Annotated in this window: 17 protein-coding genes; 13 read left to right on the top strand and 4 right to left on the bottom strand. The window is 31.6% G+C overall.

Annotated elements, in window-relative coordinates:
- Positions 1-42: 42 nt before the first annotated feature.
- Together guaC and KA814_RS05960 are read left to right on the top strand one after the other, a co-directional pair.
- Entirely contained in the window at positions 43-1,020 is a 978-nt protein-coding gene (guaC, locus tag KA814_RS05965; RefSeq protein WP_046208568.1) for a GMP reductase, read from the top strand.
- A 20-nt stretch (positions 1,021-1,040) separates the two neighbouring features.
- Positions 1,041-2,057, top strand: a complete 1,017-nt coding sequence (locus KA814_RS05960; RefSeq protein WP_064209004.1) for a CAP domain-containing protein — start codon at positions 1,041-1,043, stop codon at positions 2,055-2,057.
- A 188-nt stretch (positions 2,058-2,245) separates the two neighbouring features.
- On the opposite strand, the gene lexA is transcribed toward KA814_RS05960, so the two are convergent.
- Complete coding sequence (gene lexA, locus KA814_RS05955; protein WP_064209003.1) at positions 2,246-2,869, bottom strand: transcriptional repressor LexA; 624 nt, start codon at positions 2,867-2,869, stop codon at positions 2,246-2,248.
- 142 nt (positions 2,870-3,011) lie between these two features.
- Between lexA and sosA the strand changes: the two genes are divergently transcribed.
- The 8 genes from sosA to sbcC all read left to right on the top strand — a co-directional run bounded on the left by sosA (position 3,012) and on the right by sbcC (position 11,676).
- On the top strand, positions 3,012-3,245 hold the full coding sequence (sosA, locus tag KA814_RS05950; protein WP_064209002.1) for a DNA damage-induced cell division inhibitor SosA: 234 nt from the start codon (positions 3,012-3,014) through the stop codon (positions 3,243-3,245).
- Positions 3,246-3,368: 123 nt separating this feature from the next.
- The gene (locus KA814_RS05945) at positions 3,369-3,617 is read left to right on the top strand and encodes a DUF896 domain-containing protein (protein WP_046208564.1); all 249 of its coding nucleotides are present in this window, start codon (positions 3,369-3,371) and stop codon (positions 3,615-3,617) included.
- A gap of 76 nt (positions 3,618-3,693) precedes the next feature.
- Positions 3,694-5,682, top strand: coding sequence for a transketolase (tkt, locus tag KA814_RS05940; protein ID WP_064209001.1), 1,989 nt, complete (start codon positions 3,694-3,696; stop codon positions 5,680-5,682).
- Between the two features lie 210 nt (positions 5,683-5,892).
- Positions 5,893-6,132 (top strand): YneF family protein, encoded by a 240-nt coding sequence (locus tag KA814_RS05935; RefSeq protein WP_019467986.1) that lies wholly within the window; start codon positions 5,893-5,895, stop codon positions 6,130-6,132.
- 312 nt (positions 6,133-6,444) lie between these two features.
- Entirely contained in the window at positions 6,445-6,630 is a 186-nt protein-coding gene (locus KA814_RS05930; protein ID WP_046208562.1) for a hypothetical protein, read from the top strand.
- Positions 6,631-6,876: 246 nt separating this feature from the next.
- Entirely contained in the window at positions 6,877-7,344 is a 468-nt protein-coding gene (locus KA814_RS05925; RefSeq protein ID WP_046208561.1) for a CcdC family protein, read from the top strand.
- A gap of 175 nt (positions 7,345-7,519) precedes the next feature.
- A complete protein-coding gene (sbcD, locus tag KA814_RS05920; protein ID WP_064209000.1) occupies positions 7,520-8,653 on the top strand; it encodes an exonuclease subunit SbcD in 1,134 nt (377 codons plus the stop codon).
- Positions 8,650-11,676, top strand: a complete 3,027-nt coding sequence (sbcC, locus tag KA814_RS05915; RefSeq protein ID WP_064208999.1) for an exonuclease subunit SbcC — start codon at positions 8,650-8,652, stop codon at positions 11,674-11,676. Before sbcD ends, sbcC begins: the two co-directional genes overlap by 4 nt.
- 459 nt (positions 11,677-12,135) lie before the next feature.
- Here the strand turns inward: sbcC and mscL are convergent, their stop codons facing one another.
- On the bottom strand, positions 12,136-12,486 hold the full coding sequence (mscL, locus tag KA814_RS05910) for a large conductance mechanosensitive channel protein MscL (protein ID WP_046208558.1): 351 nt from the start codon (positions 12,484-12,486) through the stop codon (positions 12,136-12,138).
- Positions 12,487-12,702: 216 nt separating this feature from the next.
- Between mscL and KA814_RS05905 the strand changes: the two genes are divergently transcribed.
- From KA814_RS05905 to menI, 3 genes are all read left to right on the top strand, one after another.
- The gene (locus KA814_RS05905) at positions 12,703-14,346 is read left to right on the top strand and encodes a BCCT family transporter (protein ID WP_371090931.1); all 1,644 of its coding nucleotides are present in this window, start codon (positions 12,703-12,705) and stop codon (positions 14,344-14,346) included.
- A gap of 260 nt (positions 14,347-14,606) precedes the next feature.
- Entirely contained in the window at positions 14,607-17,309 is a 2,703-nt protein-coding gene (acnA, locus tag KA814_RS05900) for an aconitate hydratase AcnA (protein WP_046208556.1), read from the top strand.
- A gap of 229 nt (positions 17,310-17,538) precedes the next feature.
- A complete protein-coding gene (menI, locus tag KA814_RS05895; protein WP_046208555.1) occupies positions 17,539-18,000 on the top strand; it encodes a 1,4-dihydroxy-2-naphthoyl-CoA hydrolase MenI in 462 nt (153 codons plus the stop codon).
- Positions 18,001-18,204: 204 nt separating this feature from the next.
- On the opposite strand, the gene KA814_RS05890 is transcribed toward menI, so the two are convergent.
- Both KA814_RS05890 and plsY read right to left on the bottom strand, forming a co-directional pair.
- A complete protein-coding gene (locus tag KA814_RS05890; RefSeq protein WP_046208554.1) occupies positions 18,205-18,501 on the bottom strand; it encodes a HesB/YadR/YfhF family protein in 297 nt (98 codons plus the stop codon).
- Between the two features lie 461 nt (positions 18,502-18,962).
- Positions 18,963-19,571 carry a glycerol-3-phosphate 1-O-acyltransferase PlsY gene (plsY, locus tag KA814_RS05885; RefSeq protein WP_046208729.1) on the bottom strand — a complete coding sequence of 203 codons (609 nt, stop codon included), beginning with the start codon at positions 19,569-19,571 and terminating at the stop codon, positions 18,963-18,965.
- Positions 19,572-19,650: the final 79 nt, after the last annotated feature.

Raw genomic sequence — 19,650 nt, 5'->3', positions numbered from 1 at the left:
TAAATACTATTTTATTAATAAATGTTAGGGGTTTATTTAATTATGAAGATATTTGATTACGAAGATATACAGCTTATTCCAAATAAATGTATTGTAAATAGTCGTTCAGAATGTGATACTACTGTGAAATTTGGGCCAAAATCATTTAAATTGCCAGTGGTACCTGCAAACATGCAAACAGTAATGAATGAGACATTAGCAGAATGGTTCGCTGAAAATGATTACTTCTATATTATGCATAGATTTGATGAAGAAGCGCGTATACCATTTGTTAAGAAAATGCATGATAAAGGATTATTTGCTTCAATCTCAGTTGGTATCAAAGAGCGTGAATTTGATTTTGTTGAAAAATTAGCACATGATAATGTGATTCCTGAATATATAACAATTGATATCGCCCATGGTCATTCAGATGCTGTCATTAATATGATTAAACATATTAAAAAGCACATACCAGAAGCATTTGTTATCGCTGGTAACGTTGGTACTCCGGAAGGCGTACGTGAACTGGAAAATGCTGGTGCAGACGCAACTAAGGTTGGTATTGGACCAGGTCGTGTTTGTATTACAAAAATTAAAACAGGTTTTGGCACAGGTGGTTGGCAATTAGCCGCGTTGAACCATTGTAGTAAAGCTGCACGAAAACCAATAATAGCTGACGGAGGAATCAGAACTCACGGTGATATTGCTAAATCAATTCGTTTTGGTGCATCAATGGTTATGGTAGGATCACTGTTTGCTGCACATGAAGAATCACCTGGTGAAACCGTTGAATTAGATGGAAAAATGTATAAAGAATATTTTGGTAGTGCGTCAGAATTCCAAAAAGGTGAACACAAAAATGTTGAAGGCAAAAAAATGTTTGTTGAGCATAAAGGTTTATTGAAAGACACATTAATTGAAATGCAACAAGATTTACAAAGTTCTATTTCATATGCAGGTGGCAATGATTTAAATTCATTGACTAAAGTGGATTATGTTATAGTAAGAAACTCAATCTTTAATGGAGATAGAGACTAATAAACTAGTGGGTGTAAAAAATTAAACGATTTTTATTATATGTAATTGTATTTCTTTGTATTGTTTTAATTACTCCAATCAAAGCATTTACACCTTTAGAAAATTTACAGCAACAATTTAAAGCAAAAGTAGATAGTTGGTCTTCTTCTGAACAGTCACAAACTGAAAATGCTTTAAAAGTACCTGATGAGCAAGAATTTGCTTTGAATAACATTCAAATGAATATGTCAAAGGATGAAGTTGAAACAAAACTAGGTAAGGCAAAACGTGTTACTTCAAATGAATATGGTACGCAATGGTATACTTACTATTCGGAGAATTATAAGCGTTTTATTATGGTAAGTTATATTAAAGGTAAAGTGAACGGACTATACAGTAATCAAAATGTTATTTCTTCAAAATCTAAAATCAAATACAATACTCCTAAAGATATAGTTAGAGAACGATTAGGTGATCCGATAACTGCAAAACGCAAAGGTCATTTAAGTATAGACGTTCGCGATAATGAATTTGACAATTTTAAAAAAGACAACATTTACACAACTGCTTTTTATGACAAACATAATGACAATAATCTTACTGCGCTACTATTAGTAAGTGAAAAAATGGAGAATAGACTTCAAAATCAATATGCAACACCATCGCGTAATTTAGCAAAAGGTTTTGAACTGCAAAACCTTGATTTGGTCAATGCTGAAAGAGTACAACATGGGTTAAATACGTTAGATTATTCGACGGCTATCTCTGATACAGCACGTAAACACAGCACTGATATGGCTGAGAATAATTATTTTGACCATAATAATCCATCTGGTGATTCACCATTTGATAGATTAGAACAAGATGGCCATGATTTTAATGCAGCTGGCGAGAATTTAGCTTATGGTCAACCAAGTAGTATTTATGCTCATCAAGGATTGATGAACTCTTTAGGCCATAGAAAAAATATCCTTAAAGATGAATTTAGTACGTTAGGTGTCGGTGTTGATTTTAATGAACACAAACAACCTTATTGGACTGAAAATTATACGGGATAGTGTTTATACATTGTTGAAAAGGGTATCTGTATTCTGTGAGGATGAGGTATTATGACAACAAATAAAAAAGATCAAACAGAAGATATACTAGAAAAAGTAAAAGATGTTTTGGAAAAAAATGACAATAAATAAGAGGCTACGCTTAGAGCGTAGCCTCTTATTTATTGAGAGTGTCTTTATCTATAAAATTAAATTTCTCTAAATAGGCCGACAACTTTACCCAACACAGCAACTTGATCTAAATAGATTGGCGACATTGTACTGTTTTCCGGCTGTAAACGGTAGCGTGTTTTTTCTTTGTAAAAACGTTTGACTGTAGCTTCATTCTCTTCTGTCATGGCGACAATAATATCACCATTTTCAGCAATCGTTTGGCTTCTTACGATAACTTTATCGCCATCCAATATTCCAGCTTCAATCATGCTATCACCAACAACATTTAAGATGAAAATATCACTGTTATGTGTAGATGTAAAGTGCTCAGGTAACGGAAAATACTCTTCAACATTTTCGACAGCAGTGATAGGTATACCTGCTGTTACTTTACCGATGACTGGCACGTGGATTGTGGATTCCATGTTTACAGTTTCACCTAATTGTTCGGTAACGATTTCGATTGCACGTGGTTTAGTTGGATCTCTTTTTATATAACCCTTTTCTTCTAATCTAGAAAGATGTCCGTGCACAGTTGAACTTGATGCTAAACCAACAGCTTCACCAATCTCTCGAACACTTGGCGGATAACCCTTTGAATGAACAGTATGCTTAATATATTCAAAAATTTCATTTTGTCGCTTAGTTAATTCTCTCATAATAGGCACTCCCTACGTTAATTTATTTTTATTATAGCATGTATTATTAACGTTTACAAACGTTTGTTCGTTTTCGTATTGACAGAGAACAGATGTTCTGATAAAGTATAGCTACAAACAAACGTTCCTAGGAGTGACTTATATGTTTAAACTATATATATATCAAATCAAACCTTATATTGCAGTATTGTTAGCTACAATGGTTTTATGTACTGTATTCATATTGACTGCTTATTATAATACCGAATCAGAACAGACGTACGAAATGACAGATCATCAAATGACAAATGTTTCTACAAAAGACGAACAGTATCAAATGAACTCAGATGAAAAAAGCGAACGGACACTTAATCAATTTTTAGCTAAAGCCAAATAAAATATTAAGCTACTTTTATTGTGAAAGTGAATTTGCTTAGGAAATTGATAAAATAAGCGTAACTATTTAGTTTCGCTTATTTTTTTGTTATATTTTCTATATTATGAATTACGGAGGTTTATTATGGCGAAAAATGATGCCGTAGATATTAAGCGTATAAATGAGTTAGCAAAAAAGAAAAAAGAACAAGGGTTAACTGAATCTGAATCAAAAGAGCAATCGAAATTAAGGAAGGCATATTTAGATTCTTTCCGAAAAAGCTTTAAAAAACAAATTGAAAGTACAAGAGTTATTGATCCCGAGGGCAATGATGTAACACCTGAAAAGGTGAAAAAAATATTAGATTCTAAAGATAAAAAAGATAATAACTAAATCAATTTTTTGTTAAATAAATACTAAATAAGGTATAATAGTACTGAAACTTGCTATAAGAAAGGAAGTCATTTAGATGAATAAAGAAAAAGATCAATTAGCAATAGATACGATAAGAGCTTTAAGTATCGATGCTGTTGAGCAAGCAAACTCAGGTCACCCTGGATTACCAATGGGAGCTGCTCCAATGGCATATACTTTATGGACACGCCACTTAAATTTCAACCCCCAATCAAAAGATTTCTTTGATAGAGATCGCTTTGTATTATCTGCAGGGCATGGTTCTGCGTTGCTTTATAGTTTATTACATGTTTCAGGTAGTTTAGAATTGGATGAATTAAAACAATTTAGACAATGGGGTTCAAAAACTCCAGGTCATCCAGAGTTTAGACATACAGATGGTGTTGAAGTAACAACTGGACCATTAGGACAAGGTTTTGCTATGTCTGTAGGTATGGCAATGGCTGAAAAACATCTTGCTGGTAAGTTTAATAAAGAAGACGCTAACGTAGTAGACCACCATACTTATGTGATAGCTTCTGATGGGGATTTAATGGAAGGTATTTCGCATGAAGCTGCATCATTAGCTGGTCATAACCAATTAGATAAGCTTATCGTGTTATATGATTCAAATGATATTTCTTTAGACGGTGATTTAAACAAAGCATTTTCTGAAGATGTTAAAACACGCTTTGAATCATATGGTTGGGAACATATTTTAGTTAAAGATGGTAATGATATAGATGCTATCGATAATGCTATTAAAGAAGCTAAAGCTTCTGATGTACCAACAATTATCGAAGTAAAAACAATCATAGGTTACGGCGCACCAAACAAACAAGCTTCTCATGGTGTACACGGAGCTCCATTAGGTGAAGAAGAAAGAAAATTAGCATTAGAAAACTATGGTTTGGATCCTGAAAAACGCTTTAACGTACCTGATGAAGTATATGAAATTTTCCAACAAACAATGTTGAAACGTGCTAATGAAAAAGAAGAAAGCTGGAATAAACTTGTTGAAACATACAGTGAAAAATATCCAGAATTAGCTGAAACATTTAAGTTAGCAATCAGTGGTAAATTACCAACGAACTACTCAGATGAATTGCCAGAATTTGAAGCAGGACATAGTGGAGCTTCACGTGCAGATTCTGGTGAAGTCATTCAAGCACTTAGTAAAACAGTGCCTTCATTGTTTGGTGGCTCAGCTGACTTAGCAGGATCAAATAAATCAAACGTTAAAGATGCGGTTGATTTTGATAAAGATACACCTGAAGGCAAAAATATCTGGTTTGGTGTACGTGAATTTGCAATGGGTGCTGCAGTGAATGGTATGGCAGCTCATGGTGGTTTACACCCATATGGAGCAACTTTCTTCGTCTTTAGTGACTATTTAAAACCAGCACTTCGTTTATCAGCAATCATGGGATTAAATTCAACGTTTATTTTTACACATGATTCAATTGCTGTTGGTGAAGATGGTCCTACACATGAACCTATCGAACAATTAGCTGGTTTACGTGCAATTCCAAACATGAATGTTATTCGTCCAGCAGACGGTAATGAAACACGTGTAGCTTGGGAAGTAGCGATGGAATCAGAAAGTACGCCTACATCTTTAGTACTAACGCGTCAAAACCTAACAACAATGGATTTACCTAAAGAAACTGTTGAAGAAGGTGTACGTAAAGGTGCTTATGTGGTGTTTGAATCAGATAAAGATCCAGAGTTCTTATTATTAGCTACAGGTTCAGAAGTTAATTTAGCTATTGAAGCTGCTAAAGATTTAGAAGGACAAGGTAAAGGTGTACGTGTTGTATCAATGCCTAACTGGCATGCATTTGATCAACAATCAGATGAATATAAAGCATCAATATTACCATCTTCAATTACAAAACGTATAGCTATAGAAATGGCATCATCATTAGGTTGGCATAAATATGTAGGTACTGAAGGTAAAGTTATTGGTATTGATGGATTTGGTGCAAGTGCGCCTGGTGATTTAGTAGTTGAAAAATATGGTTTCACTAAAGAAAACGTCCTAAATCAAATTCAATCGTTCTAATCATTTGTATAAAAGATAGCTAATATTTTGGTATGAGAGCATTTGTTCTCATACCAATTTTTATTTATAAATAAAAATTGGATTATATTTACAAACTGAAATTATAATTGATATAATACATAAGGTTGGAAATATAAATGAATTGAGTCACTCTTGAAAAGGAGTGCTTATTTTAGTAAAATGCATTAGGATAGGAAAGTGGGTGAAACAATGGCAACTTGGTTAGCAATTTTATTAATCGTGTTAGCACTTATTCTAGGACTAGTCGGTGGATTTTTCCTTGCGAGAAAATATATGATGGATTATTTGAAAAAGAACCCGCCAATTAATGAAGAAATGCTACGAATGATGATGATGCAGATGGGTCAAAAACCATCTCAAAAGAAAATAAATCAAATGATGACAATGATGAATAAAAATCAAGACGACGCATTCAAGAAGAAGAAATAACGTCTTGTGAAGGCTGATGATTACTACCTACTAGTAAATCGTCAGCTTTTTTGGTTTGAACAAATACCTATTATATTTAAAAAATGAGAATATAATCTAGGTTCGGTCATATAAATGTGATGGTGCTTAATTTTGCTATTTGCAAACCATACTATAATGATTCGAAATTTTATAGATGGATTAAGTTTTTTAAATGGGCATTAAAATAATTAAAGTGATAGTGAATGTAATTTATTTTTTAAATATTCAGTAAATATTTGATTGTAAAATCATATTTGTTATAATTTGTATATATAAGGGAGGTATTAATAAGTGAAGAGTGCTTATGACATGGAAGACAAAGAAGTTTTAGATCGACTAGCAAATATGCATATTAACTTTTCTACTGATGAAGCTTTCAAAGAATATCACAATGCGATGCAAATGCATGATATGAATTATCTTAGATATACTTTAGAAAATGCATTGTCAGCTTGTGATACAACACGTGCTATTTAAATAGCAATGAATAAGATAAGTCTGAAACAAGGCTTATTTTATTTTGAGTAATTTTCTATCAATACCTCCCGACGTTGGCATTAATCATTTGATATATACATAATTGAATTTTGAAATCTACAAATAAGGCTAAATAACATGTTATACAGATCAAATGAAACATATTAAAATTACTGAATGTTAAATAGTAAAATGATATACTATTTTAGGTGGAGATTTAGCCAGTAACATAAAGAAGGTGTAAGCATGTTATATTTAGTTTTTTCTATAGTTGTAGCTTTTTTAATGGGTATTGGGGTAATCGTTGTAAGAATGAAGGCGCAACAATATCCAGTAAATGAAAAGAAAATTATTTTACCGCCGTTTTTTATGGCAACAGGTGCATTAATGTATGTTGTTCCTTATTTCAGGTTAACAGGTATGGAAATAATAGAATGCATTATATTAGGCGTGCTTTTCTCAACGATATTGATTTGGACGTCTCGTTTTGAGACATACGGTAGTGAAATATATATGAAGCGTTCTAAAGCTTTTCCTATTATCTTAATTTCGCTATTGTTGATTAGAACGATTATAAAAATATTTATTAGTAATAAAATAGATCCAGGTGAAATTGCTGGCATGTTTTTCTTACTAGCATTTTGTATGATTGTACCTTGGAGATTGGCTATGTTATATCAATATAAAAAAGTTAAGAAAACATTAATTAAATAAGCGAAATATGTAATAATACTAGTGTAATTGAATATGCTTGATACAAAAGGCTACTAAATTTCCTTAAAAATCACGGAATTTAAGTAGCCTGTTTTATATTTTGAGAAATTACTTGAGTATTAAGTTGGAGTATTATATCATAAAATCGAACGGATGTTCTATTAGGAGTGATAGAATGAAAATTATACATACAGCTGATTGGCATTTAGGTAGGATTTTGAATGGAAAATCTTTACTGGAAGACCAATCACATATATTAAACCAATTTATAGATAAAATGAACGACGAAAAACCAGACGTAATCGTAATAGCAGGTGATTTATACGATACAAGTTATCCGAACAAAGCAGCAATTCAGTTATTAGAAAATACAATTAATACGTTAAATTTAGAAATGAACATTCCTTTAGTGATTATAAGTGGAAATCACGACAGTAAAGAACGGTTAAATTATGGCTCAAAGTGGTTTGAAAAATCTCAACTTTATATTAGAACCTCATTAGAAGATATGTGTTATCCTATTTCGATTGGAAATATTGATTTTTATACATTACCATTTTCTACTGTGAATGAAACAAGTTATTTTTTTAATGATAAAACGATTGAAACGCATCAACAAGCCGTGAATAAATCAATAGAATTTATAACGCAGAATATAAATGAAAATAAAGTGAATATGCTGGTAGGACATCTCACAGTCCAAGGTGGTATTCGCAGCGAATCTGAAAGAGCATTGACAATTGGCACTGTTGAATCAGTTGCAGAAAATTCATTCCAACAATTTGATGCAGTATTGTTAGGGCATTTACATCATCCATTTAGTATAAATTCGGATGTTATTCATTATAGTGGTTCTTTATTACAATATTCTTTTTCAGAAGCTACACAACCTAAAGGTTATAGGGTAATTGAAGTGATAGATCATAAATTAAAAAATGAATTTAAACCATTAACACCTTTAAGACAATTAGAAGTCATTGAAGGGGACTACGAAGATGCTATCCAAGAAAAATTAGACATAAAAGATAAAAACAATTATTTACATTTTAAACTAAAACACATGTCACATGTTAGTGATCCTATGATGCATTTGAAACAAATTTATCCAAACACGTTGTCACTTACCAATAGTTCGTTTGAATTTAATACCTCGTTACATCATGAAAATATAGAAATACAAAAATTAGATGATAAAACAATCATTAATAAATTTTTTGAAAATATGACGGATGAAACATTAACGAGCGTTCAAAATAATAAAATTGGTAAAGTATTAAATCATTTACTTGAAGGAGATCAGACTAAATGAGACCTTTAACTTTAAAATTAACTAATTTCGGCCCTTTTTTAGATGAAACAATTGATTTTCAACAAGTAAACAATGATCAATTGTTTTTAATTAGCGGAAAAACGGGATCAGGGAAAACGATGATATTTGATGCTATTGTGTTCGCTTTATTTGGTGAAGCATCGACAAAAGATAGAAACGAAGGGGATTTACGTAGTCACTTTGCAGATGCTAAATTACCAATGGTCGTTGAGTTCGAGTTTAAATTGAGAGATAGTATTTATAAAATTAATCGACAAGGTGCATTTGTAAAAGAAGGCAATAAAAATAAAACACTTGGACAACTTTCAATTTATCAACTTGAAGATACATATGAATTACGTGAAAGTAAAGTGAATGCTGGAAATCAATTTATTAGATCGTTACTTGGAGTTAATTCGGAACAGTTTAGACAATTATTTATCCTTCCTCAGGGTGAATTTAAACGTTTCTTATTATCTAAAAGTATAGAAAAACAAGAAATACTAAGAACATTGTTTAATAGTCAAAGATTTGAAGAAATACAAAAATTGTTAAATGATGATGTTAAAGAGGTAAGGGCGAATATTGAAAAGCGATATCATACACTTGAAACGGATTGGATGGATTTGGATACTTTTGATGATAGTGTGTTAAAAGAATATAAAGAAGTTAGTTCAAGACAAACTGATAAAATTAAAGCATTAATACCACAATTCAAAAGTATAGGCGATTCTATTCAAAATGATTTATTAGCAGCTGAAAAAAGAAGTATTGAAAAATTTGAGCAAGCTGAAAATTTATTAAATCGTAATTTAAAACTTCAAGATGCTATGACAAGTCTTGAACAAAATAAGCAAAAGCAAGAAGATTTGTTATCCAATGAAAATCATATAAAAAATCAAATAAAACTATTAAATGAGATCAATGAGGTAAGACCACTTTCTAATTTACTTGATTCAAAAGAGAAACTTTTAAAAAAGCACGAAGAGATAAAAAAAGATAAAACAGAAACAAAAGCAGTCATTTCAAATTTACAAAGACAATTAGAAGACTACGAGAAACAATTTGAAAAACATCAGAAACTATCTGAAACAATAGAGAAATCGAAATCATTTATAGAAAATTCTAAAATATTTTACAATAAATTTGATAAGTATAAAGATATATATCAACAAAGAGAAAATTTAAATTACACATATGTCGAGTTAAAATCAACGTATGAGCAACAAAAACAACTACTTAATCAATATATTGAAAAATTAAATGACAGAGAACCAGATTATAAAAGAAATGAACAACTTAATGAAAAAATACATCAGTTGGATAATGAAATTAAGGTTAACAAACAAAATGAGTTGAATAAAAACGAATATCAAGACTTGCAAAAGCGACAAACTAACATAACAAACCAAACTGAACATATTAATTCTGAAATGCGTGCATTAGACGCTAAATATGAAGCAATCGATAAAACTAATATAGATTTAAATAATAAACAAGATATGATATCTAAGTTACAATCAGTGCTAGCTATAGGTGATACTTGCCCACTTTGTGGCAATGAAATTCATGAAATTGAACATCATATAGATTTTGATGAACTTACCAAAAGACATAGTCAGCTTGATCATATAGAACAACAACGTCTAAAATTAAAAGAGCAAAAAATTAAATATGAAAGTGAATGGCATCACATTTCAGAACAGTTACATAGATTTAACTTAGATGATTTAGAAAAAACAAATTATACTGAGCTAGAATTAACTAAAGATAACTTATTAAAAGAAAAAAGATTGCTAGAAGAGGAAAATGAAGTAATTAGAAACCTTCAAGAGAAAATTTTTAATCTAAGGCAGAAAGCACATGAGTTAGAATTGGATTTAAAAACGCAACAATTCAAATTAGATGAAAATACATTGATGATAAATGATTTTGAAAATACAACACAATATACAGACGTGGATAAATTTATTACTGCTTATGACAATTCATTAGTGAAAGTCAATGATTATCAAAAGCAATATGAATGGTTAGTACAGCAACTTCAAGAATCTAAAAACGCATTGTCACTTGAAATGAATAACAAAACACATCTTGACAATACTGAAAAGAGTTTGCAAAAGGATATTAAAGAAGCGGACCATAAAATCAACAATGAAATGAATAGAATTGGCTTTACATCATTAAAAGATGTAGAACACACGATTAATGAAATTCCTAATAAAACGAAAATAGAAGCAGAAATCAACAAATTTAATCAAGAGAAACAACAATTTGAGATTATCATCAAACAGCTGGAAACAGAAATTAATGACCAAGAATTATGTGATATTAATCAATTAAAAAAAGATTATGAGCAGGAAAAAATACAACTAGATCATGCCAAAGCGATGTTAAGTAAACATAATTATAAACTTGAGTTTAACAACAAGAAAATTGATAATATTTATGCTATTATAAATCATTTAGAAAAAGAACTACAAGAACAACAAGAAGTTTTTCAATTAGCAGAAGTTTTATCTGGGAAAAATGAACAAAAATTAACTTTAGAAAATTTTGTTTTAATTTATTATTTAGAACGCATACTTGCGCATGCGAACCAACGCTTATCATTGATGACAGGTGAAAGGTATCAATTAGTTAGAAGGGAACAAACTTCAAAAGGGTATAGTGGCTTAGAAATAGATGTATTTGATTCGCACTCTAATAAGAAAAGACATATTACTTCGTTATCAGGAGGAGAAACCTTCCAGGCCTCCTTAGCGCTGGCTTTAGGTCTGAGTGAAGTAGTACAACAGGAATCTGGTGGCATTGCATTAGATTCGATGTTTATAGACGAAGGATTTGGTACTTTAGATCAGGAGACCCTAGAAACTGCTTTGGATACACTACTTAGTTTAAAATCTTCTGGAAGAATGGTTGGAATTATTTCTCATGTTAGTGAATTAAAGCAACGTATTCCACTTATTTTAGAAGTGCAGACAGAACAATACCAAAGTAAAACAAAGTTTATAAAACAATAAAAGCATAAAAACAGTGAATTGCTTTATGAACAGTAATTCACTGTTTTTAATCTTAAAGAAATAGGTATATAAGGGCATTGATGATACTTATTTAAATAATTTCATTTTAAAATAAACTTAATGAAAGTTTATACATGGATGATATGTTGATTTAGGTTATAAGTTTAGTTTAATCATCTATTAATAATATGCAAAGGCCTTGTTTTTTATTGAGAATAGCTTAGACAAATAGCGCTAAATTTAAAACTAGGGGTGAAGTATTTGTAACAAAGAGTCTTATTATAAAAAGGAAATAGCAACAAGTTAGCTCGTCTTATGAATTAAAGGTAGAATGTCCAAATCACAAAATAATCCCGTAAATGAATGTCGAAAATTCATTTACGGGATTATAGTTTAAGGAATTTTATCCTAATTTCTTACAAAAATACGAGCGTACTAAATAATATTTCGTGTTAACGTTTATTGTTTGTCACGTAATAAATCACGAATTTCTGTTAATAGTACTGTGTTTTCTTCAATTTCTTCTTCTTCTTGTTTAATCAATGTATTTGCAATTTTAACAAATATAAATAGTGCGAATGCAATAATAATAAAGTCAATAATCGATTGTACAAACATACCATATTTGATACCCATGAAGGACCAACTTTTGGCAAAATCAACGGTACCGAAGATTAAACCGATTAATGGCATGATAATATATGAAACCAAAGCTGTTACAATTTTGTTGAAAGCTGCACCCATAACTACAGCTACTGCTAAATCTAAGACATTCCCTTTCAATGCAAAATCTTTAAATTCTTGTAGCATATTATTAACCTCTCTTAATTAAATATATTTAATATAAATGTTATTATACAATATTTATTAAATTATGAAAATACTTTTTAAAAGTGAATTTGATATTAACATAGATGTTTGTTATTCTTATGAATGGTTAAACTAAAAAATAGAAATAAATTTATTTTTGCAAATTTCTATTTAGATTTAAAAATTTAATATGAATATGAAAGGGAGTAATTAATTGTGAATTCTTCTGAAAATCAACCAAACGGTAAGAAGATATCCCCAGTATTTATTTATAGTGCGATTATTGTTGGTATCGTTGTTTTAATCGGGGCAATTGTTCCAGAACAATTTGACAATGTTACTAACACAATTAAGCTATGGATTACAGATAAATTGGGTTGGTATTACTTAATTCTTACAACGTTTATTGTTTTCTTCTGTATTTTCCTAATTTTTAGTCCTATTGGAAAATTAAAGCTCGGTAAACCAAATGATAAACCAGAGTTTAATACGATATCTTGGTTTGCGATGCTATTCAGTGCTGGTATGGGGATAGGACTTGTGTTCTACGGTGCTGCTGAACCTATGGCAGATTTTGCTGCACCGCCAAATGCGGAACCTAAAACTACTGCAGCATATACTGAAGCATTACGTTCTACGTTTTTCCATTGGGGATTCCATGCGTGGTCTATTTATGGTGTGGTTGCATTAGCACTTGCTTACGCTCAGTTTAGAAAAGGAGAACCAGGACTTATCTCAAGAACGTTACGCCCTATCTTAGGCAATAAAGTAGAAGGTCCAATTGGAACGATCATTGACGTGTTAGCAGTATTTGCAACAGTTGTCGGTGTTGCTGTTTCGTTAGGTATGGGTGCACTACAAATCAATGGTGGTTTGAATTACCTATTTGGTGTACCAAATACTATTTGGGTACAAGCAATCATTATTGTGATCGTTACGATTCTATTTATTATGAGTGCATGGTCAGGTTTAAGTAGAGGTATCCAATACTTAAGTAATTTAAATATTAGCTTGGGTGCGGTCTTAATGATTGCAGTTTTAATTATTGGACCAACTGTGTTGATATTAAATATGATGACAAGTTCAACAGGTAGTTTATTAAATTCATTCCTATTTAATACTTTTGATACAGCAGCTCAAAACCCACAAAAACGTGAATGGATGTCTAGCTGGACACTTTACTATTGGGGCTGGTGGTTAAGTTGGAGTCCATTCGTAGGTATCTTTATAGCACGTGTTTCTAAAGGTCGTTCAGTACGTGAATTTATTGCTGGTGTACTTTTAGTACCTGCTTTAGTAAGTTTTGTATGGTTCAGCGTATTTGGTGTATTAGGTATTGAAACTGGTAAGAAAAATCCAGAACTATTTAATATGACTGCTGAAACACAACTATTTGGTGTGTTTAATGAAATACCATTTGGAATTATATTGTCGTTGATAGCACTAGTACTCATTGCATCATTCTTTATTACATCTGCCGACTCTGCAACATTTGTATTAGGTATGCAAACGACATTTGGTTCATTAGAACCTTCAAATGTTGTTAAAGTGACTTGGGGTATTGCTCAGTCATTAATTGCTTTCGTATTACTATTTGCAGGTGGAGGAAATGGTGCAGATGCGTTGAATGCAATTCAAAGTGCTGCGATAATTAGTGCGTTACCATTCTCCTTTGTAGTTATAATGATGATGATTTCTTTCTACAAGGATGCAAATAAGGAACGTAAATTCTTAGGCTTAACTTTAACGCCTAACAAACACAGATTACAAGATTATGTACAATATCAACAAGAAGATTTTGAAGATGATATAATTAATAGAAGAGCGCCGTTAAGAGACGCTGAAAAATCTGAAAAATAGTCTTAAAAACTGAGGGCCAACATAGGCTCTCAGTTTTTTGTTTAGATACTAATTGCTCTAAATTAATGATAATGATTCTCAATTAATAATAATAACTTATTACACGATACACTCGCGATAAGTTTTGCTTATACATACTGATTGTAAATTCAAATCTAAATTATAGAGGTTTATAATGGTAGGTAGTTGTTTTAAGTTACATATAATTATACAATTTAATTAACGGCATATAATTACTAAAATTTTCAAGGGGGATTTATATGGCTTCTAATTTAAAAGAGCAAGCGAAAAAGTCATTCGAGCTAAATGGGAAATCATACACATACTATGATTTAAAAACTTTAGAAGAACAAGGTTTAACAAAGATATCCAAATTACCATATTCGATTAGAGTTTTACTAGAATCTGAATTGAGACAAGAAGATGGATTTGTTATTTCTGAAGAGCACATCAAAGCATTGTCAGAATTCAATAAAGGTACAGAAGGTGAAGTACCTTTCAAACCATCTCGTGTTATTTTACAAGATTTCACTGGTGTACCTGCAGTTGTTGACCTAGCGTCATTACGTAAAGCTATGAATGATGTTGGGGGAGACTTAAACAAAATCAACCCTGAAGTGCCAGTAGATTTAGTTATCGATCACTCAGTTCAAGTAGATAGCTATGCGAATCCAGACGCACTAGAAAGAAATATGAAATTAGAATTTGAAAGAAACTATGAACGTTATCAATTCTTAAATTGGGCTACTAAAGCATTTGATAACTATAGTGCAGTTCCACCAGCAACTGGTATTGTACACCAAGTTAACTTAGAGTACTTAGCAAACGTTGTTCACGCACGTGAAGTAGACGGAGAAACAGTTGCTTTTCCAGATACTTTAGTAGGTACTGACTCACATACAACTATGATTAATGGTCTAGGTGTATTAGGTTGGGGTGTAGGTGGTATTGAAGCCGAAGCTGGTATGCTTGGTCAACCTTCATACTTCCCAATTCCTGAAGTGATTGGTGTTAGATTATCCAATGCGTTACCTCAAGGTGCTACTGCAACTGATTTAGCATTACGTGTAACACAAGAATTACGTAAAAAAGGCGTTGTTGGTAAATTTGTTGAGTTCTTTGGTCCAGGTGTAGAACATCTACCATTAGCAGATAGAGCTACAATTGCAAATATGGCGCCTGAATATGGCGCAACTTGTGGCTTCTTCCCTGTAGATGAAGAATCTTTAAAATATTTACGTTTAACTGGTCGTTCAGACGAACAAATTGAATTAGTTAAAACATATTTAGAAGAAAACAATATGTTCTTTACTGCTGATAAAGATGAACCAGATTATACAGACGTTGTTGAATTAGACTTAGCTACAGTTGAAGCTTCACTTTCAGGTCCGAAACGTCCACAAGATTTAATCTTCTTAAGTGATATGAAAGAAGAATTTGAAAAATCTGTTACTGCACCAGCTGGTAACCAAGGTCATGGTTTCGATGAGAGTGAATTTGATAAAACAGCAACAATTGAATTTAAAGATGGTTCTAAAACACAAATGACTACAGGTGACCTTGCTATTGCAGCAATTACATCTTGTACAAATACATCAAATCCATATGTTATGTTAGGTGCCGGTTTGGTAGCTAAGAATGCAGTAGAAAAAGGCTTGAAAGTACCTGAATATGTTAAAACATCGTTAGCGCCAGGTTCTAAAGTTGTTACTGGTTATTTAAGAGATTCTGGTCTGCAAGAATATTTAGATGACTTAGGATTTAATTTAGTAGGTTATGGTTGTACGACATGTATCGGTAACTCAGGCCCATTATTAGAAGAAATCGAAAAAGCGATTGCTGAAGAAGATTTACTTGTGACTTCTGTTTTATCAGGTAACCGTAACTTTGAAGGACGTATTCATCCATTAGTAAAAGCGAACTATTTAGCATCACCTCAATTAGTAGTTGCATACGCACTTGCAGGTACAGTCGATATTGATTTACAAAATGAACCTTTAGGTAAAGGTAAAAATGGAGAAGATATCTACTTGAAAGATATTTGGCCAACAATTAAAGAAGTCGCAGATACTGTAGACAGTGTTGTTACTCCTGAATTGTTTAAAGAAGAATATGAAACTGTTTATAATAATAATGAAATGTGGAATGAAATCGATGTAACAGACCAACCGTTATATGATTTCGATCCAGAGTCAACTTATATTCAAAATCCATCATTCTTCCAAAACTTATCTAAAGAACCTGATGATATTAAATCATTAAATAATTTACGTATTATGGGTAAATTTGGAGATTCAGTTACGACTGACCATATTTCTCCAGCAGGTGCTATCGGTAAAGATACACCAGCAGGTAAATATTTATTAGATCATGACGTACCTATTCGTCAATTTAACTCTTATGGTTCTCGTCGTGGTAACCATGAGGTAATGGTTCGTGGTACTTTTGCTAATATTCGTATTAAAAACCAATTAGCGCCAGGTACAGAAGGTGGTTTCACAACTTATTGGCCTACTGGTGAACAAATGCCTATATATGATGCAGCGATGAAATATAAAGAAGATGGCACTGGTTTAGTAGTATTAGCTGGTAATGATTACGGAATGGGCTCTTCTCGTGACTGGGCAGCTAAAGGTACAAATTTACTAGGTGTTAAAACTGTAATCGCTCAGAGTTATGAACGTATTCACCGTTCTAACTTAGTTATGATGGGTGTGTTACCTTTACAGTTTAAAGATGGCGAATCTGCTGATAGTTTAGGCTTAGATGGTACAGAAACGATTTCAGTAGATATCGATGAAAGTGTAAAACCACATGATTTAGTAAAAGTAACTGCTGAAAAAGAGAATGGAGAAGTTATTGACTTCGAAGCAGTTGCACGTTTCGACTCACATGTAGAAATTGATTACTATCGTAATGGCGGTATTTTACAATTAGTATTAAGAAATAAATTAGCAAATTAACAAATTAACTGTTCATTATGAATATAGTTAAGGCTGAGACAATATTTTGTGTCTCAGCCTTTATTTTAATTTGCGAACGTTGAATAGATTTTTTAAACGTTAGCGTTTTATCTTTAGCTCGGTGAGTCTATAATCAACGAATTTTAAAATGTGATTTCTGCCTTGCATTCTTTTTTATGTTAATATTTATATATAAGTACTACGAACAATTGAAAAGAGGACGTTTATAATGATTTATAGTATTACAGAAATTCCTTCACGTTATGCAGAAACAGATCAAATGGGTGTGATTTATCACGGTAATTATCCAACATGGTTTGAGGTTGCACGTACAGATTATATATCAAAATTAGGTTTTAGCTATAAAGCTATGGAAGAATCTGGTATTATTTCACCGGTTACAGATTTAGATATTAAGTATATAAAAACAATACAGTATCCTGAAACTGTGAAAATTAAGACATGGGTTGAAAAATATACGCGTTTAAGATCAATTTATCGTTATGAAGTATATAACGAAGTAGGTGATTTAGCGACTACTGGTTCAACTGTTTTGACTTGTATTAGAAAGGATAACTTTAAGCCTATTAGATTGGATAGATATTTTCCTGAATGGCATGCAATGTATGCCGATGTAGATAAAAGAAATCAAGCAGGAGAAACATTTGAAGTGAAAAATGGCATACTTTAATATAGTTGTAGTTAAATGTATAAATGCATAATTAAGTGTATGCGTATGTATTTATATACAATGATTGATTTGCAATGTGTTTTTGAAATGTACACAAGATTATCAAAATGATAAATAAAAAGAGCCTGGAATGGAACCAGGCTCTTTTTAAGTATATATTTATATATGAATGATCAATTGTGTTATGTGAATTGAGTTCTATTATTATTTAGCAGAATATGAAATTTCATCGACACTATCATTGACGTCTATGAATAAATCATGGTCTTCAAAATACCATAAGTCTTTTTCTGCAATTACTACATCTAAGCCGTCAAAATGATTTTCGTAACCAATTTCTACATCATCTTTTTGATCAACACTGAATGCAGGGCTAAATCCTTGTTTTAATTGGAATTCTCCACCATAGCGAACGAAAAATTGTAAGACTTTGTTATCTTCAGGTAAATCAAGTTCATCTTTAAACCAAGATACAGCGTTATCTGAAAGTTTTATATCCATAATAAAAGTCCCCTCTCATTTCACAAGTTTAAAACTTGTGACCATTGGTTACTAATTTTTAAATTAGTACTATATCTATTACCCAAATTTGAGTAACAATAAAAGTAGTATAACATAATTAAGTATTATTTTCTTTAAATTCAAATTGTTCAATATGTTTTAGGGTGAGGGCAAAGAATTTTTAAAAATGTTGTGAATTAGTGTGACATAATTAAGACTATTATAATATTCTGAAGTGTATATTGTTATTTTAGTGAATAAAAAAATAGTGAAACAGAAGTCTATGTTAAAGATTTCTGTTTCACTATGTTGGGAAACTGGCTAATAAACAAGTTTTTGTGTTGTCGTTTTCTATTAGCTAAATATTCGTTTCTACTTTTCAATAGTTGAGACATAAGAATATCTCAGACTGAGCAATGTTTGCTATTTTTTTTATTGATTGCTAATGACTTTTGTAATAGTTACATCCATTTAATTTTTGGCTCTTCGCCTTTAAAAATCCTCACGATATTTGTTCGATGTCTAAATATTAATAAGACGCCTACACCGAAACTCACGACTAATAAGATATAATCACGAATTAACAGCGCACCGATAACACAACAGATTGATGCTATGATACTCGAAAGTGATACATACTTTGTTAAATAAAGTATGCCAAAGAAAATCGCTGCTAAAATGAGTAATAGTAGAGGATTGATTCCAAGTATCACACCTGCACTTGTGGCAACTGCTTTTCCACCTTTAAATCCAAGGTAAATTGGATACACATGACCTAGAATTGCAAATGCGCCTACGATGAGTCCATTTGTGAAAAATGTACTAATAGCACCATCTGCATGTACTGGTAACCAAAGTGGTAAGAATACAACAATAAATCCTTTAAATATATCTAAAAATGTAACTAGGAATCCTGCAGGTTTACCTAACACTCTAAAACTATTTGTTGCTCCTGTATTCCCACTACCAAATTGTCTAATATCTTTTTTGAAAAATAATTTACCTATTACATAGCCACTTGGGAAAGCACCAATGAGATAACTTAAAATTAACATGATTATTATCATCACCATACATAATCCACATCCTTTAATGACATTAAAATTATTTTACCACATATGACCACGGTTAGACGAACAAAAATTTATA

This window comes from Staphylococcus sp. GDY8P196P (assembly GCF_017891705.1).
In the GTDB taxonomy this organism is placed as follows: domain Bacteria; phylum Bacillota; class Bacilli; order Staphylococcales; family Staphylococcaceae; genus Staphylococcus; species Staphylococcus ureilyticus.
Note: the sequence above shows the minus strand (reverse complement) of the source record. Positions and strands in the feature narration are given on the sequence as shown.

What these genes read in the sequence shown, in the direction of transcription:
- lexA (WP_064209003.1), bottom strand. Translation starts at nt 2,869, where the DNA reads ATGAGAGAATTAACTAAGCGACAAAATGAAATTTTTGAATATATTAAG.
- guaC (WP_046208568.1), top strand. Translation starts at nt 43, where the DNA reads ATGAAGATATTTGATTACGAAGATATACAGCTTATTCCAAATAAATGT.
- sbcC (WP_064208999.1), top strand. Translation starts at nt 8,650, where the DNA reads ATGAGACCTTTAACTTTAAAATTAACTAATTTCGGCCCTTTTTTAGAT.
- menI (WP_046208555.1), top strand. Translation starts at nt 17,539, where the DNA reads ATGATTTATAGTATTACAGAAATTCCTTCACGTTATGCAGAAACAGAT.
- sbcD (WP_064209000.1), top strand. Translation starts at nt 7,520, where the DNA reads ATGAAAATTATACATACAGCTGATTGGCATTTAGGTAGGATTTTGAAT.
- KA814_RS05925 (WP_046208561.1), top strand. Translation starts at nt 6,877, where the DNA reads ATGTTATATTTAGTTTTTTCTATAGTTGTAGCTTTTTTAATGGGTATT.
- sosA (WP_064209002.1), top strand. Translation starts at nt 3,012, where the DNA reads ATGTTTAAACTATATATATATCAAATCAAACCTTATATTGCAGTATTG.
- KA814_RS05945 (WP_046208564.1), top strand. Translation starts at nt 3,369, where the DNA reads ATGGCGAAAAATGATGCCGTAGATATTAAGCGTATAAATGAGTTAGCA.
- mscL (WP_046208558.1), bottom strand. Translation starts at nt 12,486, where the DNA reads ATGCTACAAGAATTTAAAGATTTTGCATTGAAAGGGAATGTCTTAGAT.
- acnA (WP_046208556.1), top strand. Translation starts at nt 14,607, where the DNA reads ATGGCTTCTAATTTAAAAGAGCAAGCGAAAAAGTCATTCGAGCTAAAT.
- KA814_RS05890 (WP_046208554.1), bottom strand. Translation starts at nt 18,501, where the DNA reads ATGGATATAAAACTTTCAGATAACGCTGTATCTTGGTTTAAAGATGAA.
- KA814_RS05935 (WP_019467986.1), top strand. Translation starts at nt 5,893, where the DNA reads ATGGCAACTTGGTTAGCAATTTTATTAATCGTGTTAGCACTTATTCTA.
- tkt (WP_064209001.1), top strand. Translation starts at nt 3,694, where the DNA reads ATGAATAAAGAAAAAGATCAATTAGCAATAGATACGATAAGAGCTTTA.